This window comes from [Pantoea] beijingensis, from assembly GCF_022647505.1.
Lineage (GTDB): Bacteria > Pseudomonadota > Gammaproteobacteria > Enterobacterales > Enterobacteriaceae > Erwinia > Erwinia beijingensis.
In genome coordinates, this window is record NZ_CP071409.1 from 1,773,964 (window position 1) to 1,793,839 (window position 19,876).

A 19,876-nucleotide genomic window follows, 5' to 3' on the forward strand; every position below is an offset into this window, starting at 1 on the left:
GAAATATGGGCTGGGCAGGTTTCAACCAATATCCCCGCACCTTTTTGTGGCAAATGCATCAACTGACTCGACTCCCCGGCCAAGGTAATGCGTTTGCATATTACCGTCTAACACGAAACAGTATGTATACCTGCCGTTTAACGGCGGCGAAGATGGCGGTGTGGGTGGTTAATCGTTTTACTATTACGTGCTTGCACGTGACGAATAACAGCGAAAGCCATCAGCGCAATCAGAACTGCGATAATAAGTAACGTAAGCATATTGCTATTCCTGATATGATGGTAATAACAAACCTATAAGAAAGCTGGTTAATATTCAATCAACTCTCTTTAATTAGGAATTACCTTATTTCATCCATAAAAATCATAATAAACAAAAGGTTGTGTTTTGTTTATAAAAACAAAAATTGTGCCGTACCGCTCTAAAATAGACATGTATTGGGTAATTAATGCATATTTATAAATAAAAATAACGTTAGCAGAGTATTTAATCCATTAAATGGCCTCCCTTCACCTAAAGTGGTGCTGTCATTGATGAATAAAAGTAAAGTAAATATAAGGAGACTCCATGTTGTTATGGAATCAAGTCGGAGAGTTAAAGGATCTGGTAAATGATCTGCCTCGCTTTGAGCAGGCATTGACCGATCTTGCTGAAACCCTGGGGATAAATTTAAGCACCCTGGAGGCGGACCATATCTCCGTACGCTGTCATCAAAACACAACGGCAGAGCGGTGGAAGCAAGGCTTGTCCCAAATTGCCACCCTGTTTTCTGAAAATGAAATTAAGGGGCGCCCCATCTGCTTATTTGAGCTGGCTCAGCCATTAGTCGTGGGGCCGTGGCAGTTAAACGTCGTTGAACTCCCCTGGCCAGGAAATACGCTTTATCGCCATGAAGGATGGGAACACGTTGAAATTGTGCTGCGAGGCGAGGCGGAAACGCTGGGGGCGCGCGCTTTAGCATTGTTATCAGACGAGGGGCTCGCGCAACGCCACATTTCAGTAAAGACCCGTTCACCCAAGGGTGAGGGCGAGCGTTTACCTAATCCGACACTGGCCGTGACGGACGGAAATATAACCATCAAGTTCCATCCCTGGAGCCTGAAGGAAATTGTTGCCAGCGAACGGGATCAATAACTAAAGGCTGGCAATCGCGCGTGTCATTCGCTGAAGAGCCTCCTGCAGCGTGGCACGCGTGCAGCCAAAGTTGAAGCGAATAAAACCATCGTCGCCAAAGTCACGGCCCGGCGAGAATCCGAGCCCATGCTCTTCAAAGAATGACGCCGGATTAGTGAGGGCCAGTTTCTTCACATCAATCCAACCCAGATAGGTCGCTTCGGGTGAGCTCATGGTTAATCCCGGCATGGCATTGACGGCATCCACCAGCATATCGCGGTTAACTCTCAGATAATCAAGTTGTGCGTCGAGCCAGCTCTGCCCGTCTCGCCATGCTGCCGTGGCGGCGACCAGCGCAAGTACATCAACACCCGGCACGATGCCCTGACGCGCGGTATTGAAACGCTGGCGCAGTTCTTTATTAGGAATAATGGCGATGGAGGCACCGAGACCGGCGATATTAAAGGTTTTTGACGGAGAGGTCAGGGTGATGGATCGCTGTGCGGCATCTTCACTGAGAGCGGCAAAAGGAATATGGCGAGCACCGGGCTCAAGCAACAAATCACAGTGGATTTCATCCGAGCAGACGATTAAATCATGGCGCTGAGCAAAGCGTAATTGCGCTTCAAGCTCCTCCTGACGATAGGCTGTGCCGCCAGGATTTTGTGGATTGCACAACATTAAAAGTTTTTCGTTACCGCTGAGCTGTTGTTCAGTGGCGGCCAAATCCATCAACCAGCGACCGGCCTCAAGATGCATCTGTATATTCAACTGGCTGCGCTGCGCCCAGGAGGCGGAGAGGCGAAATGGAGGATAAATTGGCGTTGGGGCCAGCGTTCCCTGGTTCGGTGAAGTAAAAGCGCGAACACTGAGGTTAAGCCCGCTGATAACCCCCGGCAATAAGACAATCCAGTCCGCTTCAACCTGCCAGTTATAGCGCTCTGCCATACGCTGAATAACCACCTCAATCAGCTCATGCGGTGTATCGCCATAACCAAATACGCCATGATTTATGCGTTGTTGTAGCGCGTCAATAATGCAGTCTGGTGAGCGAAAATCTGTATCTGCGACCCACAGAGGCAGTACGTCGCGGTCGCCATATTTATTCCATTTAATACTATCGCTGTGACCCCGGTCTATCCGTTGGTCAAAATTGGGTGCCATGATTAAAAATCCCGTTAATATTACCTGTAATGCCAGCCTACCCGAGAAATGAACAACCAGCCAGCAGTCATTAAACAGGAGGATGATATGACAAAACTGGAAGTATGCTGCTATGGAGTGGAGTGCGCCCTTACTGCGCAACAGGCCGGTGCGGATCGCATTGAACTCTGTGCTGCCCCGAAAGAAGGGGGGTTGACGCCCTCAGCGGGAATGCTGAAAGCGGCACGTGAGAACGTATCAATACCGGTTCATCCTATCGTGCGTCCGCGCGGGGGCGATTTCTGCTATACCCCGATCGAATTTGCCGCGATGAAGTCGGATGTTGCGTATATCCGCGAACTGGGATTCCCTGGCGTTGTAGTGGGAATGCTGGACGAGGATGCGCGCATTAATATGACCCAAATGCGGCAAATTATGGCGCTGTGTGGCGGTATGGCCGTGACCTTTCACCGAGCATTTGATATGTGCCACAACCCGAAGCGTGCTCTGGAAGAGTTAACCGATTTGGGTGTGGCCCGCATCCTGACATCCGGTCAGCAACAAAGTGCTGAAAGCGGTATTGCGTTACTTAAGGAACTAACTCATGGCAGTGAGGGTCCAATAATTATGGCAGGTGCGGGGGTGCGTTTAAGCAACTTGCAGAAGTTTCTTGATGCGGGTATTCATGAGGTCCATAGTTCGGCGAGTCGTCTGATTCCTTCCCCGATGCGCTATCGTAAAGCCGGCGTTTCGATGTGCTCTGACGCCGAGAACGATGAGTTTAGCCGCTATTGCGTTGATGGTGATGTCGTCGAAGCGATGAAGGGCATTATCTCAATGAGCGCCAAAAGAGTGGCCTGATCGACAACCAGTTTTGCCGCACAGCACGCCGTTATATCGACGTGATGTTTGCAAGTACCAAGCCCCAGCACATTGTTGGGGTTTTTTTTGACCAAGATGGAAGCGTTAAATTGAGGGATCCAACTCACCGGACTAAACGGTAGTGTGGTGGTGCCTTGCCGGCACGTGCAGTTGAGCTTGTCGACACACCTGCAGCGTGAAGTTTATCGGGTTTACAACGATCGTTTGCAGCATGGAAGATGATTGCAAGATCCTTTATGAGATTTTATTCGGGGCTTTCTCGTTTCTGCTGACGCTGAAAGAATAAATATCTGCGACTTACCGTCAGGCGGTTTCACGATGAATAAAGGCATGTTAAGTGGGTGGCTATGGCTGACATCTTGTATGCTGGTTAGTCAGGGGGTCTATGCCGCTGACAAGTGTGCGGCGAGCGGCCAGGCGATTAACGATAGCAACAGCGTCATCATGTTGGGTGGGACGGCAAAAGGGCGAATAAAGCAGTTTGCCGTGGGTGAATTCGGCAAGGATGTCGATCAGCAAAAACGGATATTAGGCCAGTTTGACCAGTGCGGTGTGCTAACTGTTGCCGATATCAGCTATCGCAAGGACGAAGGGAATGTATTGCTGCAAATGGAGCAGCACATTGGCCGCGTAACGGATGGCTGGCAGGCCGAGTATGGTATATCGGTCGTGGTCAAACAGCAGGACCAACCGGTTGAAGTGACAAATAAGCGCGGCACGATTAATTATAAAGTCGGCAAAAATGGCAATATCACCAGCGCAACCGATGTATTCATCCTCACGGGTGAGAAGGGGTTTACTGAAACCACATATGCCTATAATAAACAGTTTCGGTTGTTAAAACGCGTCGCACGCGGATCGGATCCGCTTAGTAATGGTGAGTCTCGCTTTCAGTGGTCTCCGACGGGAGATGTACTGACCTTAACGTCAGAGAAAAGCAAAGAAACCTATACCTATGACGACAAAAATCGTGAAATTCGGCTCGACACTATCACGCAAACTCCTGCCAGTACCATTACGAGCATTAATGAGTGTCAGTCGTGGGATGAGACAGGGAACTGCACATTGAGTTATTCGCGTGAAACTGAAACTATTGGCAAATCGGTGATCAAACGTAATATTAGCGCCGCATATCAGTTCCAATATTGGGCCGATGAAAAAACAAGATAGCCCGTGCAATATAGGCGATATGCTATACCCCTGTCCGACGTCCCCAGGGGCTAAATAGAGCCGGCTCACCGGCTCGCACCTTAGGGTTTACGCGCGACTAATACCGCTCGCAGCGGAGCCGGGTAACCCTCAATGGTTTTTGTCGGGTCGTCCGGCGCAAGAAATTCTGCCAGGGATTCGCTGGTCATCCAGTCGGTACGGCGCTGTTCCTCCGTGCTGGTCAGCGAATAGTCGACGATACGAACATCTTCAAACCCGCACTTTTCCAGCCAGTTTTTTAATGCACCGGTTGACGGAATGAAATAAACGTTGCGCATCTGTGCATAGCGCTCGCCGGGTACCAGCACGGCCTGGTCATCACCGTCGATAACTAACGTTTCCAGCACCAGTTCGCCGCCACTTACCAACTGATTTTTCAGCTGTAATAGGTGATCCAGCGGTGAACGGCGATGGTAAAGTACGCCCATGGAGAATACGGTATCGAAGGCTTTTAGTTCGGGAAGTTGCTCAATACCCAGAGGCAAAAGGTGAACGCGTTGATCGTTGCCCAGAAGCTTACGCACGGCTTCAAATTGGCACAGGAAAAGCTGCATCGGGTCGATACCCACGACAAGTTGAGCACCTGCGCCCAGCATGCGCCACATGTGGTAACCGCTGCCGCAACCGACATCAAGAATCGTTCGTCCAACCAGCGGAGAAATGTGTGGCAGTACGCGCTGCCATTTCCAGTCAGAGCGCCACTCAGTATTAATCTCCGTGCCGTAAAGCGAATAGGGGCCTTTTCGCCAGGGCATCAGATTGCGTAACAACTTTTCGATGCCGTCCCGCTGGCGATCGCTGAGGCCGTCGCAATCCGCGCTCACGCTATGTAATAGATCAAGACGATCGGGTTGCAGTAGCGGTAAGTACTCGACGGCCTTATCCCAGTTCTTAAAGTGCCCATGCAGATTCTCGCGTTGCCAGGCTGCAATCTGTGCAGGTAACGTCTCTAACCAGGGGGCCAGGGTTCCTTTGGCGATGAGCTGATAAAAGTTTCCAAAATCAATCATGCTGTTCCTGCTTTGACTGCCACTAACGATCCAAAATTAAAACACTGAAACCATAGCTCTGCGTGTTCGAAACCCGCCTGATGCAAACGCCTTTTATGCGTTTCAACGCTATCGGTCAACATGACGTTTTCAAGCATACTGCGCTTCTGACTAATCTCGAGTTCGCTATAGCCGTTGGCCCGCTTAAAGTCGTGATGCATGTTGAACAGAAGCTCGCCCACGTCACTATCCTCAAAGCTGAATTTTTCAGAAAGAACCAGTACACCCCCGGGATTTAATCCCTGGTAAACGGTATTTAACAACTGCTGACGCTCATCGGGCTCCAAAAATTGCAACGTAAAATTCAATACCACCATCGACGCGTTTTCAACAGTGATGGCACGAATATCGGCTTCTACAACCTCAACCGGTGTTTGCGCGCGAAAGGCGTCAATATGGCGTCGGCAGCGTTCAACCATGGCCGGAGAATTATCAACGGCAATAATTTTACAACCTGAGACGTGAATATTTCGTCTTACGGAGAGCGTCGCTGCACCCAGAGAGCAACCCAGGTCATAAATTTGTGTGTCTGGCTGAACAAAACGTTCGGCCAGCATGCCAATCATCGAAATGATATTGGAATAGCCGGGTACCGAGCGCTGAATCATATCGGGAAAAACTTCAGCTACGCGCTCGTCAAAGGTCCAGTCGCCCAGTTTTGCTATTGGCGCTGAGAAAAGCGTATCGCGGTTAGACATAACGGTAAGTCCGGTGAAGGTCGGAAAGGGCACTATTTTGGCAGAAAGCTGCGCGGGCTGCACCTTTTCTACTATCAGAAGGAACGCTTACTGGCTAACAATCGCCCCCTCAGTCAAATAGTCACGCTTAAAGAACGCAGGCAACGAGGCGGCGTGCTGATCCGTTGATGTCAAAAGGGGGCACTAAAAGGCCTGATCTGGCTCTGCGTTGTTGATCACTGAACCTTCACTCTGCAGGATGCGCCTGTATTGTCACTTTCCTGCTGCTGATATTATTTAGGGCATAGACAGGCTAAGCGCTGAAGAGGAGTTAATGAACACATAAATGGATTTTTTAATAAGCTGTCCTGTAACTTAATTCGATAAAACTAATCGGTTAATGTTTTCATCTGATTCTTTATTGCGCCATAATAATTCTGATACTAAAAATAGAATAATTTATGTGATGGATCGATGTTTTTATAAATTCTTAATGACGGGTAAATCTGAATGAGATATAGATATAACTGCTGCTACTGGAGTAAGTTCAGCACTTAGATATACCTCTTAAAGATTCAACTTATATATTGTTGTAACGTAAGTGTATAAGTTGTGGAAAGAACCAATATGAATAAGGATTTTATATGAGAACTCTGGATGTTAAGGAAATGGCGGTTGTCTCTGGGGCAGGTAATTATGCGGATAAACATGGGCCGGGAAGCGGTAATAGCAGTGGTGGAGGTAGAGGTAAAAGTAATGGAAATCCTCGTTATAACGACCCGGGCGTGGCAGATTGCAATAAGTCGATTCTCGTCGGTGCAACGCTTGGCGCGATTGGCGGTGGCCTGGCGGGCGCTGCATTAGGTATTGCAGGTGCAGCATTTGGTAGTGACTGCTCGAAATCATCGGCTTCATCTTGTAATAATAATAGTAAAAATAACAGTAGCCGAGGTGGAAATAACATCGGTGGTCAGTGTCGTTGGTAAAAATATCATATAATCCTGTCACCCCAGGGAGTAAAGCTGAAGATGAATCCGTTCTGGCGCGGAATTGCGGTTTTTATCGGTGTTTTTGGTGGATATTATTTTCTGAATGAGGCCTGCGTTACTGGAGGGTCTTTTACGACCAAAAGGGAACTTGCTCATTTAATTGTTACTGTTTTGACTATATGGTCATCAGTCAGTCTATGTTTGAAATTAGTACGCTATCTGACGATGAAAAACCATAAAAATAGTGAAGCCCGTAAATAATATTCTGTATTACGCCGAACATCCTCAATGAGTATGATGGCTGGATTATTTTACTATCACTGTACTCCCGCTATACTTAATGCAAATCTCGTTTAATCAACGGGATTTGCATGTCTTTTTTTAGAAAATTGGCCAGCTTAATTAAAAAAGCTGATCCTGCTGCGGCCAGTCTGGCGCATCCTTCAATTGTGGTAAAGCTAATTTCAGGTGCGGCCAAAGAAACTGAACCAGACTCATCACGTCACCGATATCCGGCGTGTGAATAAACAGCCATGGCTGTCCCTGCTGGCACCATTCAGGCAGTTTTCGTAGCCAGGCATTGAAAAAGGGCAGGTTATTTTGTGGATCTTCCCCGCCAATAAATCGCACCATCGGATTCTTTGCTGTCATCACCGCATGCGTTGGCACTTTGGGCTTCTTTGACTGCGCATGAATCACCGCCGGTAATGATGATTCAGAGGCATGGATGGGACGGCTATCGAGAATGACACGATTAATTCTGCGCTGTTTCAGCCCGCGGTTTAACGCCTGCTCGGCGTCACCTTTTGCAAAAAATGCCGGGTGACGAACCTCAACACCGTATTGAAAACATGTGGGTAATTTATCAAGAAACGACCAGAGTGTCTGGAGTTCATCCGGGCCAAATGCAGCGGGCAACTGTAGCCAATATTGCCCAATGCGGGCGGCGAGAGGATCTAACGTGCGGAAAAAGGCATTGGTCAAGTCGTCACATTGCCGTAGAGCGGCCTGGTGGCTAATGGTTGCGGGAAACTTAAAGCAGAAGCGAAAATTTGCATCGGTCATATCGCGCCAGCGCAGCACAATTTCGGGTTTTGGCAGAGCATAAAGCGTGGTATTGCCCTCAACGCAGTTGAAATAGCGCGCGTAGTCCGCCAGGGTTTCCATGCCCAGCTTTTTCCATCGGGGGTGCTGCCATTGCGGCAGACCGATATAAACTGGTTCCATTATTCTCCTGTTAACGGCGACCTGTTGATCGTCAGCAGGTCGACTTTCCGTACTTCACGTTACCGGACTGCTGCTGATAAGCCAGCAGCCTGTATACCAGCCCGGCGGCGACCGATCTGTTTGTCGCCGCCGGGCTGGTGGATATTATAGCGCAGCAATAACGTCTTCTGACTGGCGCACTTTTGCTATGCGTGGGAATACCCAGTTCAGGCTACCGTTGTGTTGTTCTGTGCTAGCGGCACTACAGATATCTTCAGCAATCACCAGGTTGAAACCGAGCTCCCATGCATGGCGGGCGGTAGATTCTACCCCAATATTGGTTGAAATACCGCCTAACACCAGTGTGTCAATACCTCGACGACGCAACTGCATTTCTAAATCGGTGCCGTAAAATGCGCCCCACTGACGTTTTATCACGCTGATATCGCTGTCCTGCACGTCGAGTTCTGCGGGAAAGTTCCACCAGTTGTCAGGTAAAGAGGTTCGGGTATTTACCGCATCAACCGCTTGTTTCGGTGCTTCAGCAAAATCAGTTGACCAGCCTACGCGTACCAGAAAAACAGGCGCCTGTGCGGCACGAAATTTTTCAGCAAGCCTGGCTGCCCGCGCAACAACGTCTTTCGCAGCGTGCGGGCCGCCTGCAAAAGGCAAAACGCCTTCCTGCAGATCGATCAATACCAGTGCGGTAGTCGTGGGATTCAATTTCATCAGATGGCTCCAGCAGTAAAAGAGAAAGAATAGCGAGAGAATGCGGGTTTCGGCGAGCAAAAAGGTGTCCGGAATCAGCAAGTTTTGTTAACTTTTGTGATTGCGCATGGTGGCAATGATCATCATTGGCTTGCTGAGCCATCTGTGATTATTTAGAGCGCTCACGGCATGGATAGTATTTTTCTGTTCAAATCACTGGCAAATGTTTGCTTATTCACGCTGGACGTGGGTGCTGCCGTGATGCAACTTCAATAACTTTGGGTATATAATGCCAGCCTTTTTTAGGGTAGCGTCTGCCCAAAACAGGTGCCTGATGGGGTAATTCTGTTACCGGACCCGGCAACACCAAAAGACGACCCGATGCTGCGCATGCAGCAGCAATGAAGTTAAAAGGATATCGTTATGCGTACTGAATATTGCGGACAGCTCAATCTGTCTCATGTAGGCCAGCAAGTAACACTGTGTGGTTGGGTTAATCGCCGCCGCGATTTGGGTAGCCTGATCTTTATTGATATGCGTGACCGTGAAGGTATCGTTCAGGTCTTTTTCGATCCCGATCGTCAGGATGCATTTAAGCTGGCTTCAGAACTGCGTAACGAATTCTGCATCCAGTTAACCGGCACTGTACGTGCTCGTGATGAGAAAAATAAAAACGGCGATATGGCCACCGGTGAGGTTGAAGTATTTGCCACCGAATTAACGATCATCAACCGTTCCGAGCCGTTGCCCCTGGACTCCAACCAGGTAAATACCGAAGAAGCGCGTTTGAAATATCGTTATCTGGATTTGCGCCGCCCGGATATGGCAAACCGCCTGAAAATGCGGGCGAAAATAACCAGTTTTGTACGCCGTTTTATGGATGAACACGGTTTTCTGGATATTGAGACGCCGATGCTGACCAAAGCGACGCCGGAAGGCGCGCGTGATTACCTGGTCCCGAGCCGGGTACATAAAGGCAAGTTCTACGCGCTGCCTCAGTCGCCGCAGTTGTTCAAACAACTGCTGATGATGTCAGGTTTTGATCGTTATTATCAGATCGTAAAATGTTTTCGTGACGAAGATCTGCGCGCTGACCGTCAACCCGAATTTACCCAAATCGACGTTGAAACCTCCTTTATGACGGCACCGCAGGTGCGTGAAATAATGGAGCGCCTAGTGCGGAACCTCTGGTCTGATGTCAAAGGTATCGACCTGGGTGAGTTTCCGATCATGACCTTTGCAGAGGCGATGCGTCGCTTTGGTTCCGATAAACCGGACCTGCGTAACCCAATGGAAATGGTCGACGTTGCTGATTTGTTAAAAGAGGTGGAGTTTAAGGTCTTTTCTGGCCCGGCGAACGATGCAAAAGGGCGCGTAGCGGCGTTACGTGTGCCCGGCGGCGCACAACTTAGTCGTAAACAGATCGACGATTATACTAAATTTATCGAAATCTACGGCGCTAAAGGGCTTGCCTGGCTCAAAGTTAATGCGCGCGCAGACGGGCTGGAAGGCGTTCAAAGCCCTATTGCCAAATTCCTGAATGCGGAAATCGTCGAGTCTATTCTGGCGCGTACTGATGCCGCTGATGGCGATTTGATCTTCTTTGGGGCAGATAGTGCGAAGGTTGTTACTGATGCCCTTGGTGCGCTGCGCCTTAAGGTTGGCCGCGATCTGGGCATCACTCATGAGGATGCCTGGGCACCGCTGTGGGTTGTTGACTTCCCAATGTTTGAAGACGATGGGGAAAGTGGCTTAACCGCGATGCATCACCCTTTCACCGCGCCGCGTGATATGACGGCAGATGAATTAAAAAGCGCGCCGGAAGCCGCTATTGCGAATGCTTACGATATGGTGATTAACGGTTATGAAGTGGGCGGGGGTTCCGTGCGTATTCATAACGGGCAGATGCAGCAAACAGTATTTGGCATTCTGGGCATCAATGAGCAAGAACAGCGCGAGAAGTTTGGCTTCCTGCTGGATGCATTGAAGTTCGGTACGCCACCGCATGCAGGTTTGGCCTTCGGACTCGACCGTCTGGTGATGTTGCTAACCGGCACGGATAATATTCGTGATGTTATCGCTTTTCCAAAAACCACGGCGGCAGCCTGCTTAATGACTGAAGCTCCAAACTTTGCTAACCCGGCCTCGCTGGAGGAGTTAGGGATTCAGGTCGTGAAAAAGGAAAAGCCTGAGAACAGCTAACATGGACTACAAGCAGCCCGTATCGGTATTAGTGGTGATCTTTGCTTTGGATACCAAGCGGGTATTGATGCTGCAGCGTCGTGATGACACGGATTTCTGGCAATCCGTCACCGGGAGCATTGAGCCCGGTGAAACGCCGTTGCAGACAGTCATCAGGGAAGTCTGGGAAGAGGTGGCAATTGATATCAATGCTGAGCAGCTCACTGTCACTGACTGTGAGCACCAGATAGAATTTGAAATCTTTGCTCACTTTCGTCATCGTTACGCTCCCAACGTGACGCATAATACTGAGCATTGGTTTACGCTGGCGTTACCTCATGAACGTGACGTCATGGTGACTGAACATCTTGACTGGCGATGGCTTGCGGTGCCGGAAGCGGCAAAACTGACTAAGTCCTGGAGTAATCGGCAGGCGATAGAAGCGTTCGTTGATTAATTTTGCTTTCGTTTTGAGTAGAAAGCTTGGGCATTATCGGCACAGCGTATCCGCCTGTTGCCCACAAAATTGCCTGAGCAATAAAATTATCTGGAGAGAAATTTCATGGCTGGCCATAGTAAATGGGCAAACACAAAGCACCGTAAAGCGGCACAGGACGCGAAGCGCGGTAAGATCTTCACCAAAATTATTCGTGAGCTGGTTACGGCGGCGAAGCTGGGCGGAGGCGATGCCGGTTCCAACCCACGCCTTCGAGCCGCCATGGATAAAGCGCTGTCTAACAACATGACGCGTGACACCATGAATCGTGCGATTGCACGCGGCGTGGGAGGGGAAGATGACAGCAATATGGAAACCATCATTTACGAAGGCTATGGCCCAGGCGGCACCGCCGTGATGGTGGAGTGTCTGAGCGACAATCGTAACCGCACCGTATCTGAAGTTCGTCATGCATTTAGCAAAACCGGGGGTAACCTCGGAACTGACGGTTCCGTTGCATATCTGTTTACCCGTAAAGGTGTGATCTCCTTTGCCCCGGGTCTGGATGAAGATACCGTGATGGAAGCGGCGCTGGAAGCGGGTGCAGAAGACATCGCAACCTATGATGACGGTGCCATCGACGTCTTCACCGCCTGGGAATCATTGGGTGATGTGAAGGATGCGTTGACGGCTGCGGGTTATACGGTCGATTCTGCTGAGGTCTCCATGATTCCATCAACCAAAGCCGATATGGATGCCGATACTGCACCTAAGTTGCTGCGCCTGATCGATATGCTGGAAGATTGTGATGATGTGCAGGAAGTTTACCATAATGGTGAAATTTCCGATGAGGTGGCGGCTACGCTGTAATGGCGTTCTGCTGCACTCAACATCCGTATACCGGAGACGTGTGATGGCAATTATTTTAGGGATCGACCCTGGTTCACGCGTCACCGGTTACGGTGTTATTCGTCAGGTTGGACGTCAGCTTACCTATCTCGGCAGCGGTTGCATACGAACTAACGTGACGGACCTACCGTCGCGGCTGAAGCTGATATATGCAGGCGTGAGTGAAATTATTACCCAGTTTCAGCCAGAGTTTTTTGCCATTGAACAGGTATTTATGGCAAAAAATGCCGATTCAGCGCTGAAGCTTGGTCAGGCTCGAGGCGCTGCGATTGTCGCTGCGGTGAATCAGGATCTGCCGGTTTTCGAGTATGCGGCCCGTCAGGTCAAGCAAACCGTCGTGGGGATTGGGAGTGCCGAAAAAACGCAGGTGCAGCACATGGTGCGCACGTTGCTGAAGCTGGCGGCAAATCCACAGTCGGATGCTGCAGATGCGTTGGCTATTGCGATCACGCACTGTCATCTCAGCCAGAACGCCAGCAAGTTGAGTGAAAACAGACTGACCCTAACCCGAGGGCGCTTGCGGCCCTGATGATGATATGCGAAGAGGCTGGATATTCATCCAGCCTTTTTTATGATATAAACGGGCACACTCGCTCATTTTCCAAAGGAAGCTCACGTGATAGGTCGTCTGAGAGGCATTATTCTTGAAAAACAGCCACCGCTGGTATTAATTGAAGCCAATGGCGTAGGCTATGAAGTCCATATGCCCATGACCTGTTTTTACGAACTTCCCGAGCTGACCCGCGAAGCGATAATTTTTACTCATTTTGTGGTGCGGGAGGATGCGCAACTGCTGTTTGGCTTCAACAGTAAACAGGAACGTGCACTGTTCCGCGAGCTGATAAAAGTCAATGGTGTGGGACCAAAACTGGCTCTGGCGATCCTCTCTGGAATGTCTGCACAACAGTTTGTTACTGCCGTTGAGCGTGAAGAGATTGCGGCTCTGATTAAATTGCCTGGCGTCGGTAAGAAAACCGCCGAACGTTTGGTGGTAGAGATGAAGGACCGCTTTAAAGGGATGCATGGCGATTTGTTCGCAACGGACTCTACTTTTGCCTTGACCAGTGAAACGCAACCGCCTGTGGAAAATGACGTAGAAAGTGAAGCAGTCGCTGCGCTGATCTCGTTGGGCTATAAACCTCAGGAAGCGAGCCGTATGATTGGTAAAGTTAATCGTCCAGGTGCGGATTGCGAAACCTTAATCCGTGAAGCATTACGTGCAGCCATCTGAGGTAAAGCATGATTGAAGCTGACCGCCTGGTGTCGTCGGGTGCCATCACTGAAGAAGAGGTTATCGATCGCGCGATACGACCTAAACTGCTGGAAGAGTATGTAGGTCAGCCGCAGGTGCGTGAGCAGATGGAGATATTCATTAAAGCGGCGAAAATGCGCGGCGATGCGCTCGATCATCTGTTAATTTTCGGCCCGCCAGGGTTGGGTAAAACCACGCTGGCGAATATTGTTGCGAACGAGATGGGCGTAAATCTACGTACAACATCGGGTCCGGTGTTGGAAAAAGCCGGTGATTTAGCCGCGATGCTCACCAACCTTGAACCTCATGATGTGCTGTTCATTGACGAGATCCACCGTTTGTCACCGGTGGTGGAAGAGGTACTTTATCCGGCGATGGAAGATTATCAGCTGGATATTATGATCGGCGAAGGGCCTGCTGCACGTTCCATAAAACTAGACCTGCCACCGTTTACCTTGATTGGTGCCACCACGCGCGCTGGTTCACTGACCTCACCGCTGCGCGATCGCTTTGGCATCGTTCAGCGGCTGGAGTTTTATCGGGTTGAGGATTTGAAACATATTGTCGGGCGTAGTGCTGCTTGCCTTGGACTGGAACTGAGCGATGAGGGTGCATTAGAAATCGCCCGGCGTGCCCGTGGCACGCCCCGTATCGCTAACCGCCTGCTGCGCCGCGTGCGTGACTTTTCTGAAGTCCGGGCAGCAGGGGATTTAAGTGGCGAGGTTGCCGCAAAAGCGCTGGATATGCTGAACGTTGATACCGAAGGTTTCGACTATATGGACCGGAAACTATTACTGGCGATTATTGACAAATTTACCGGTGGGCCCGTTGGGCTGGATAATCTGGCAGCTGCTATTGGTGAAGAGAGAGAAACGATTGAAGATGTGCTGGAGCCGTTTTTGATCCAGCAAGGCTTTATTCAGCGGACTCCACGCGGACGTATCGCAACTCAGCATGCCTATAAGCATTTTGGTATTACGCGTCAGGAGTAAATCACCGCAGGCGATCGATTGCCTCCCGACACGCGCAGTTGTCCCACCTGCGGATTCAGACCGCAGGTTTCCTCACCATACTCATAATAAAAATGACGGAAGCGGCCAACACGACAGATGGGCCCGCAGGCGTATCGTAAAATGCCGAAAAAGTTAACCCACCACTAACAGCGATGATACCAATCACCACGGCAATGCAGGCCATCTGTTCCGGGGAGCGGGAAAAACGCCTGGCGGTCGCGGCAGGTATAATCAACAGTGAAGTAATAATCAATGCGCCGACAAACTTCATGGCTACGCCGATGGTGAGTGCGGTAACCAGCATTAGCATCAGTTTGGTACGTTGGATATTGATGCCATCTACCTGAGCCATTTCAGGACTGATGGTTATCGTCAGCAGTGCGCGCCATTGCCACAGCAAAATAGCCAACACCAGCATGACCCCGATGGCAATAGTGATTAAATCCACGGGTGTAACGGAAAGCAGATCACCAAACAGATAGGCCATCAAATCAACCCGCACATTAGCCATTAGGCTGACTACGACTAAACCCAGCGATAACGCGCTGTGCGCCATGATCCCCAGCAGTGTATCGATCGCCAGGTGCGGGCGTCGTTCCAGCCAGACCAAACCCAGTGAGAGCAACAGCGTCACCGCGATCACAGCGTAAAAAGGATTAATATTGAGCAGCAGCCCGAACGCAACGCCAAGCAGCGAGGCATGCGCCAGCGTATCGCCAAAATAGGACATCCGTCGCCAGACCACAAAGGAACCCAGCGGACCGGCAGCCAGTGCCAGCATCACGCCGCCGAGCCAGCCGGGAAGTAACAACTCAATCATGACTGACTTTGTCCCCTGCGAAGAATAATTCGTCCCTGAAGATCGTGACGATGGTTATGATGATGGCGGTAAATCGCCAATTGTTCAGCGCCACGAGGGCCGAACATTGAAATAAATTCGGGATGACGCGATACCACTTCCGGCGTGCCGGAACAGCAAATGTGGTGATTGAGACACAACACCTCGTCCGTTTTTGCCATCACTAAATGCAGGTCATGGGAAACCATAAGCACTCCGCAGTTTAGCTCTCTGCGCAGACTATCAATCAGATCGTACAGTGCCACTTGCCCGTTAACATCAACGCCTTGTGTCGGTTCATCAAGTACCAACAACTGGGGTTGGCTGAGCAATGCGCGGGCAAGCAGTACGCGCTGTGTTTCACCACCAGAGAGCTTTTGCAGCGGATAATCGAGCAGGTGCCCGGCCTGAACACGTTTTAACGCGGGTAAGATATCTGCACGTTTGACGCCGGGACGCAGGCGCATAAAGCGGTCGACGGAAAGCGGTAGCGTGGTATCGAGGTGTAGTTTTTGCGGAACGTAACCAATACGCAGCGAAGCCGGGCGCTGGATGGTACCTGCACTTGGCGTAATCAATCCGAGTACGACCCGTACCAGCGTCGATTTTCCGGCACCGTTCGGGCCAAGCAGCGTTAAAATTCGTCCAGGTTCCAGTTTTAATGAAACATCAGAGAGGACGCGACGTTGACCAAAGGTCACCGCGATGTTTTCAAGCGTTACAAGTGAGGACATGTCGATTACAGGTTGCAGAAGATAACGAATGTTATAATATCACAAACCTTGTGCTTACCACGACGGATTGACGCATTATGTTACATAATAAAAAACGGTTATTCTCCCTCCTTTTAGCGCTTGGTTGTACCGCTCCGCTTGCTGCGCCAGCATCTGCTGCGGTAGTGGCTTCGATAAAACCACTGGGTTTTATCGCCGCAGCGATTGCCGATGGCGTAACCCCGGTGGAGGTGCTGCTACCTGATGGGGCTTCAGAGCATGACTATGCACTGCGTCCCTCAGACGTTCAGCGCTTGCAGCGCGCGGATCTTGTGGTTTGGGTTGGGCCGGAAATGGAGGCGTTTTTGACTAAATCTGCTGCAAAGCTACCGGCAAATAAGAATCTTGAACTGACCGAATTAAGCACGATAAAACCGTTGCTCATAACCGGAGAGGAAGGGGATGAGCATGAAGAAGATATATCGGAAGAGCATCACCATCACGGTGAATATAATATGCACGTCTGGATGTCCCCGGAGATCGCGAAACAGTCGGCGGTTGCAATCCATGAAAAATTATTGGAACTTATGCCACAAAGTAAAGCCAAACTTGACGCTAACCTGCGACAGTTCGAGGCTAGCCTGGTAACATCAGACCAGAAAATTGGCAGTGAGTTGGCGCCGGTAAAAGGTAAAGGATATTTCGTTTTTCATGATGCTTATAGCTACTTTGAGAAACATTACGGTCTGTCCCCATTAGGTCATTTTACCGTTAATCCTGAGATCCAACCGGGCGCACAACGCTTACATCAAATACGAACACAGCTGGTTGAGCATAAAGCGGTATGCGTTTTTGCTGAACCACAATTCAGGCCAGCCGTCATCGATGCCGTTGCCCGTGGAACCTCAGTGCATAAAGGCACGTTAGATCCTCTGGGGATGGACATCAGCTTAGCAAAAGATAGCTATGTGAAATTCCTCTCACAGCTGTCGAGCCAGTATGCGAGCTGCCTGAAAGGAGCATAGAGGAAGAGTATAACGTGCAGCAGCTAGCCCGCTCTGTCGCCATGGCGTTTAACAGTTTACCGCGTCCCCATCGCGTTATGTTGGGCTCCTTAACCGTCGTTACGTTGGCCGTTGCCGTCTGGCGGCCTTATGTGTATCACACTGGCGAAAACCCGATAGTTAAAAATATTGAACTGGACAGGGGAGAGCTGCGTAGCTTGCTTCCTGAAGCCAGTGAACCGATTGACCAGCCGACTCCCGCCCCGGAAGAAGATATTCCGAAAGATGAGATCGACGAAGATGTGCCTAATGAAACGGGTACGCATGATTACACCGTTTCAACGGGTGACACGCTGAGTAGTATTCTCAATCAGTATGGTATTGATATGTCCGATATCAACCAACTGGTCAAAACGGATAGCGATCTGCGTAACCTGAAAATCGGCCAACAGCTCTCCTGGACCCTCACAGACGATGGTGAGTTGCAGCGATTATCATGGGAGTTATCGCGTCGTGAGACGCGCACTTACGATCGTGCCGGAAATAGTTTTAAATCTTCCAGCGAAATGCAGAAAGGTGAGTGGAAAAACAGCGTACTCAGCGGCGTGGTGGATGGTAGCTTTGTTAACAGCGCACAAAAAGCAGGCCTGACCAGCGGTGAAATTAGCGGTGTGGTGAAGGCGATGCAGTGGCAGATGGATTTCCGCAAGCTGCGCAAAGGTGATAAATTTTCTGTATTGATGTCCCGTGAAATGATGGATGGCAAGCGTGAGCAAAGCCAGCTGCTGGGCGTTCGCTTAAACAGCGGCGGTAAAGATTACTACGCGTTTCGTTCAGAAGACGGTAAGTTTTACGATCGTAGTGGATCCGGACTTGCACGTGGCTTTATGCGTTTTCCCACCGTTAAGCAATACCGCGTTTCGTCAAATTTCAATCCACGTCGCCTTAACCCGGTTACTGGACGCATTGCGCCGCATAAAGGCGTTGATTTCGCACTCCCCATCGGCACGCCAGTCCTCGCGGTGGGTGATGGTGAGGTGGTGGTATCAAAGCGCAGTGGTGGAGCCGGCAACTATGTCGCTATCCGTCATGGCCGTCAGTATATGACGCGTTATATGCACCTGAGCAGGTTGCTAGTGAAACCGGGAGAGAAAGTAAAGCGTGGCGATCGTATTGCGCTTTCGGGTAATACCGGGCGTTCAACAGGGCCGCATCTGCATTACGAAATCTGGATTAATAATCAGGCCGTTAATCCGCTGACAGCGAAGCTGCCGCGTACTGAAGGGTTGACTGGTCAAGATCGTAAAGCGTACCTGGCTCAGGTTAAAGAGGTTATGCCGCAGCTAACCTTTAACTAAGCACCAGGCATCAGGGTTCTGCGATAATAAACCGACGGCGCAATCCGTCGGTTTATTATTGCCTGTAACCTCGCACAATCATTGCAAATTCATCTTTCAGCACTATCATTAGCCGGTTATTGTTTGAGGCGAGTGCATGGAAAACAGCAAAAAAAGTACTATTGAATTTATTCCCGTCTTTCAGAAGTCTTTCCTTACGCCGAAATACTGGGGCGTGTGGCTGGCGATTGGGGCATGTGCCGGTATGGCGATGCTCCCTGCGCGCGTGCGCGACCCTATACTGGGTGGTCTGGGCCGGGTTGCGGGAAGGCTAGCAAAAAGTGCCCGTCGCCGTGCGCAGGTGAATCTCCTCTATTGCATGCCTGAGGTGCCTGAGCAGCAACGTGAAAAGATCATCGATAACATGTTCGCCACCGCTCCTCAGTCGATGGTGATGATGGCTGAACTGGCGTTGCGCAAACCAGAAAAGGTGCGTCAGCACGTTGACTGGCACGGCAAGGAGATAATTGATGAGATGCGTGATAGCCAGCAAAACGTGATTTTCCTGGTGCCTCATGGTTGGGCGGTAGATATTCCGGCGATGCTGATGGCGTCTGAAGGGCAGAAAATGGCCGCCATGTTTCATAATCAAAAAAATCCGCTGGTGGACTATATCTGGAATGCTGTACGCCGCCGGTTTGGTGGACGTATGCATGCCCGTAACGATGGTATCAAACCCTTTGTCAGCTCAGTTCGTCAGGGATATTGGGGGTACTATTTGCCCGATCAGGATCATGGTGCAGAGCACAGTGAATTTGTTGATTTTTTCGCTACTTATAAAGCGACTTTGCCTGCACTTGGACGCTTGATGAAAGTGAGTCGATCGAGGGTGATTCCGCTTTTTCCGGTTTACAACAGTAAAACCCACCGGTTGGAAATTTATATTCGTCCAGCGATGGATGACCTGCTGGAAGCGGATGATGTCACGCTGGCGCGCAGGATGAATGAGGAAGTGGAAATCTTTGTCAGGCCAAATCCTGAACAGTACACCTGGATCCTTAAATTGTTGAAAACGCGAAAAGAGGGAGAAACTGAGCCCTATCGTCGTAAGGATCTCTTTCGCTAACCCGCGCAGTTACAACAGCATTTTTCCACGATGGGCGGATGGATAATCCGCCCATAATTTGTTGACCTGAAAGATGACGTCTATATTCACC

22 protein-coding genes are annotated in these 19,876 nt (G+C 50.1%); 14 read left to right on the top strand and 8 right to left on the bottom strand.

Going from position 1 to position 19,876, the window contains the following annotated elements; all coding sequences use genetic code 11:
* Window positions 1–137: 137 nt before the first annotated feature.
* Window positions 138–260 (bottom strand): hypothetical protein, encoded by a 123-nt coding sequence (locus tag J1C60_RS18620; RefSeq protein WP_259393830.1) that lies wholly within the window; start codon window positions 258–260, stop codon window positions 138–140.
* 307 nt (window positions 261–567) lie between these two features.
* On the opposite strand from J1C60_RS18620, the gene J1C60_RS07950 reads away from it, so the two are divergent.
* Window positions 568–1,134, top strand: a complete 567-nt coding sequence (locus tag J1C60_RS07950; protein WP_128174868.1) for a VOC family protein — start codon at window positions 568–570, stop codon at window positions 1,132–1,134.
* Here the strand turns inward: J1C60_RS07950 and J1C60_RS07955 are convergent, their stop codons facing one another.
* The gene (locus tag J1C60_RS07955; RefSeq protein ID WP_128174866.1) at window positions 1,135–2,277 is read right to left on the bottom strand and encodes a MalY/PatB family protein; all 1,143 of its coding nucleotides are present in this window, start codon (window positions 2,275–2,277) and stop codon (window positions 1,135–1,137) included. It lies immediately after the preceding gene.
* Between the two features lie 87 nt (window positions 2,278–2,364).
* On the opposite strand from J1C60_RS07955, the gene cutC reads away from it, so the two are divergent.
* Window positions 2,365–3,117 carry a copper homeostasis protein CutC gene (cutC, locus tag J1C60_RS07960; RefSeq protein WP_128174864.1) on the top strand — a complete coding sequence of 251 codons (753 nt, stop codon included), beginning with the start codon at window positions 2,365–2,367 and terminating at the stop codon, window positions 3,115–3,117.
* 339 nt (window positions 3,118–3,456) lie between these two features.
* Window positions 3,457–4,308 carry a hypothetical protein gene (locus J1C60_RS07965; protein ID WP_235859142.1) on the top strand — a complete coding sequence of 284 codons (852 nt, stop codon included), beginning with the start codon at window positions 3,457–3,459 and terminating at the stop codon, window positions 4,306–4,308.
* Between the two features lie 80 nt (window positions 4,309–4,388).
* Here J1C60_RS07965 and cmoB read toward each other — a convergent pair whose 3' ends face one another.
* Complete coding sequence (cmoB, locus tag J1C60_RS07970) at window positions 4,389–5,357, bottom strand: tRNA 5-methoxyuridine(34)/uridine 5-oxyacetic acid(34) synthase CmoB (RefSeq protein ID WP_128174862.1); 969 nt, start codon at window positions 5,355–5,357, stop codon at window positions 4,389–4,391.
* On the bottom strand, window positions 5,354–6,094 hold the full coding sequence (gene cmoA / locus J1C60_RS07975) for a carboxy-S-adenosyl-L-methionine synthase CmoA (protein WP_128174860.1): 741 nt from the start codon (window positions 6,092–6,094) through the stop codon (window positions 5,354–5,356). The genes cmoB and cmoA overlap by 4 nt, the downstream gene beginning before the upstream one ends.
* Window positions 6,095–6,717: 623 nt before the next feature.
* Between cmoA and J1C60_RS07980 the strand changes: the two genes are divergently transcribed.
* Both J1C60_RS07980 and J1C60_RS07985 read left to right on the top strand, forming a co-directional pair.
* Window positions 6,718–7,059, top strand: a complete 342-nt coding sequence (locus J1C60_RS07980) for a hypothetical protein (protein WP_128174858.1) — start codon at window positions 6,718–6,720, stop codon at window positions 7,057–7,059.
* A 42-nt stretch (window positions 7,060–7,101) separates the two neighbouring features.
* Window positions 7,102–7,323, top strand: coding sequence for a hypothetical protein (locus tag J1C60_RS07985; RefSeq protein WP_128174856.1), 222 nt, complete (start codon window positions 7,102–7,104; stop codon window positions 7,321–7,323).
* A gap of 141 nt (window positions 7,324–7,464) precedes the next feature.
* Here J1C60_RS07985 and J1C60_RS07990 read toward each other — a convergent pair whose 3' ends face one another.
* Together J1C60_RS07990 and J1C60_RS07995 are read right to left on the bottom strand one after the other, a co-directional pair.
* Window positions 7,465–8,289 carry a DUF72 domain-containing protein gene (locus J1C60_RS07990; RefSeq protein ID WP_128174854.1) on the bottom strand — a complete coding sequence of 275 codons (825 nt, stop codon included), beginning with the start codon at window positions 8,287–8,289 and terminating at the stop codon, window positions 7,465–7,467.
* Between the two features lie 144 nt (window positions 8,290–8,433).
* The gene (locus tag J1C60_RS07995; protein WP_128175061.1) at window positions 8,434–9,000 is read right to left on the bottom strand and encodes a hydrolase; all 567 of its coding nucleotides are present in this window, start codon (window positions 8,998–9,000) and stop codon (window positions 8,434–8,436) included.
* A 399-nt stretch (window positions 9,001–9,399) separates the two neighbouring features.
* Between J1C60_RS07995 and aspS the strand changes: the two genes are divergently transcribed.
* The 6 genes from aspS (at window position 9,400) to ruvB (ending at window position 14,746) form a co-directional block, all read left to right on the top strand.
* Complete coding sequence (aspS, locus tag J1C60_RS08000; RefSeq protein WP_128174852.1) at window positions 9,400–11,178, top strand: aspartate--tRNA ligase; 1,779 nt, start codon at window positions 9,400–9,402, stop codon at window positions 11,176–11,178.
* A gap of 1 nt (window position 11,179) precedes the next feature.
* Window positions 11,180–11,614 carry a dihydroneopterin triphosphate diphosphatase gene (gene nudB, locus J1C60_RS08005; protein WP_128174851.1) on the top strand — a complete coding sequence of 145 codons (435 nt, stop codon included), beginning with the start codon at window positions 11,180–11,182 and terminating at the stop codon, window positions 11,612–11,614.
* A 105-nt stretch (window positions 11,615–11,719) separates the two neighbouring features.
* Window positions 11,720–12,463: a YebC/PmpR family DNA-binding transcriptional regulator gene (locus tag J1C60_RS08010; protein ID WP_128174849.1), complete on the top strand. Its 744-nt coding sequence runs from the start codon at window positions 11,720–11,722 to the stop codon at window positions 12,461–12,463.
* Between the two features lie 43 nt (window positions 12,464–12,506).
* Window positions 12,507–13,031, top strand: coding sequence for a crossover junction endodeoxyribonuclease RuvC (gene ruvC, locus J1C60_RS08015; protein WP_128174848.1), 525 nt, complete (start codon window positions 12,507–12,509; stop codon window positions 13,029–13,031).
* 87 nt (window positions 13,032–13,118) lie between these two features.
* Window positions 13,119–13,733 (top strand): Holliday junction branch migration protein RuvA, encoded by a 615-nt coding sequence (ruvA, locus tag J1C60_RS08020; protein WP_128174846.1) that lies wholly within the window; start codon window positions 13,119–13,121, stop codon window positions 13,731–13,733.
* An 8-nt stretch (window positions 13,734–13,741) separates the two neighbouring features.
* Window positions 13,742–14,746, top strand: a complete 1,005-nt coding sequence (gene ruvB / locus J1C60_RS08025) for a Holliday junction branch migration DNA helicase RuvB (RefSeq protein ID WP_128174845.1) — start codon at window positions 13,742–13,744, stop codon at window positions 14,744–14,746.
* Between the two features lie 55 nt (window positions 14,747–14,801).
* Here ruvB and znuB read toward each other — a convergent pair whose 3' ends face one another.
* Both znuB and znuC read right to left on the bottom strand, forming a co-directional pair.
* Window positions 14,802–15,587 (bottom strand): zinc ABC transporter permease subunit ZnuB, encoded by a 786-nt coding sequence (gene znuB, locus J1C60_RS08030; protein ID WP_128174843.1) that lies wholly within the window; start codon window positions 15,585–15,587, stop codon window positions 14,802–14,804.
* Window positions 15,584–16,339: a zinc ABC transporter ATP-binding protein ZnuC gene (gene znuC, locus J1C60_RS08035; protein WP_128174841.1), complete on the bottom strand. Its 756-nt coding sequence runs from the start codon at window positions 16,337–16,339 to the stop codon at window positions 15,584–15,586. Before znuC ends, znuB begins: the two co-directional genes overlap by 4 nt.
* 77 nt (window positions 16,340–16,416) lie before the next feature.
* Between znuC and znuA the strand changes: the two genes are divergently transcribed.
* From znuA to lpxM, 3 genes are all read left to right on the top strand, one after another.
* Window positions 16,417–17,343 carry a zinc ABC transporter substrate-binding protein ZnuA gene (gene znuA / locus J1C60_RS08040; protein ID WP_128174839.1) on the top strand — a complete coding sequence of 309 codons (927 nt, stop codon included), beginning with the start codon at window positions 16,417–16,419 and terminating at the stop codon, window positions 17,341–17,343.
* Window positions 17,344–17,357: 14 nt separating this feature from the next.
* Window positions 17,358–18,680: a murein DD-endopeptidase MepM gene (mepM, locus tag J1C60_RS08045; RefSeq protein ID WP_128174837.1), complete on the top strand. Its 1,323-nt coding sequence runs from the start codon at window positions 17,358–17,360 to the stop codon at window positions 18,678–18,680.
* Window positions 18,681–18,816: 136 nt separating this feature from the next.
* Window positions 18,817–19,785, top strand: coding sequence for a lauroyl-Kdo(2)-lipid IV(A) myristoyltransferase (lpxM, locus tag J1C60_RS08050; protein WP_128174835.1), 969 nt, complete (start codon window positions 18,817–18,819; stop codon window positions 19,783–19,785).
* Window positions 19,786–19,876 lie beyond the last annotated feature (91 nt).

What these genes read in the sequence shown, in the direction of transcription:
- J1C60_RS18620 (WP_259393830.1), bottom strand. Translation starts at nt 260, where the DNA reads ATGCTTACGTTACTTATTATCGCAGTTCTGATTGCGCTGATGGCTTTC.
- J1C60_RS07950 (WP_128174868.1), top strand. Translation starts at nt 568, where the DNA reads ATGTTGTTATGGAATCAAGTCGGAGAGTTAAAGGATCTGGTAAATGAT.
- J1C60_RS07955 (WP_128174866.1), bottom strand. Translation starts at nt 2,277, where the DNA reads ATGGCACCCAATTTTGACCAACGGATAGACCGGGGTCACAGCGATAGT.
- cutC (WP_128174864.1), top strand. Translation starts at nt 2,365, where the DNA reads ATGACAAAACTGGAAGTATGCTGCTATGGAGTGGAGTGCGCCCTTACT.
- J1C60_RS07965 (WP_235859142.1), top strand. Translation starts at nt 3,457, where the DNA reads ATGAATAAAGGCATGTTAAGTGGGTGGCTATGGCTGACATCTTGTATG.
- cmoB (WP_128174862.1), bottom strand. Translation starts at nt 5,357, where the DNA reads ATGATTGATTTTGGAAACTTTTATCAGCTCATCGCCAAAGGAACCCTG.
- cmoA (WP_128174860.1), bottom strand. Translation starts at nt 6,094, where the DNA reads ATGTCTAACCGCGATACGCTTTTCTCAGCGCCAATAGCAAAACTGGGC.
- J1C60_RS07980 (WP_128174858.1), top strand. Translation starts at nt 6,718, where the DNA reads ATGAGAACTCTGGATGTTAAGGAAATGGCGGTTGTCTCTGGGGCAGGT.
- J1C60_RS07985 (WP_128174856.1), top strand. Translation starts at nt 7,102, where the DNA reads ATGAATCCGTTCTGGCGCGGAATTGCGGTTTTTATCGGTGTTTTTGGT.
- J1C60_RS07990 (WP_128174854.1), bottom strand. Translation starts at nt 8,289, where the DNA reads ATGGAACCAGTTTATATCGGTCTGCCGCAATGGCAGCACCCCCGATGG.
- aspS (WP_128174852.1), top strand. Translation starts at nt 9,400, where the DNA reads ATGCGTACTGAATATTGCGGACAGCTCAATCTGTCTCATGTAGGCCAG.
- nudB (WP_128174851.1), top strand. Translation starts at nt 11,180, where the DNA reads ATGGACTACAAGCAGCCCGTATCGGTATTAGTGGTGATCTTTGCTTTG.
- J1C60_RS08010 (WP_128174849.1), top strand. Translation starts at nt 11,720, where the DNA reads ATGGCTGGCCATAGTAAATGGGCAAACACAAAGCACCGTAAAGCGGCA.
- ruvC (WP_128174848.1), top strand. Translation starts at nt 12,507, where the DNA reads ATGGCAATTATTTTAGGGATCGACCCTGGTTCACGCGTCACCGGTTAC.
- ruvB (WP_128174845.1), top strand. Translation starts at nt 13,742, where the DNA reads ATGATTGAAGCTGACCGCCTGGTGTCGTCGGGTGCCATCACTGAAGAA.
- znuB (WP_128174843.1), bottom strand. Translation starts at nt 15,587, where the DNA reads ATGATTGAGTTGTTACTTCCCGGCTGGCTCGGCGGCGTGATGCTGGCA.
- znuC (WP_128174841.1), bottom strand. Translation starts at nt 16,339, where the DNA reads ATGTCCTCACTTGTAACGCTTGAAAACATCGCGGTGACCTTTGGTCAA.
- znuA (WP_128174839.1), top strand. Translation starts at nt 16,417, where the DNA reads ATGTTACATAATAAAAAACGGTTATTCTCCCTCCTTTTAGCGCTTGGT.
- lpxM (WP_128174835.1), top strand. Translation starts at nt 18,817, where the DNA reads ATGGAAAACAGCAAAAAAAGTACTATTGAATTTATTCCCGTCTTTCAG.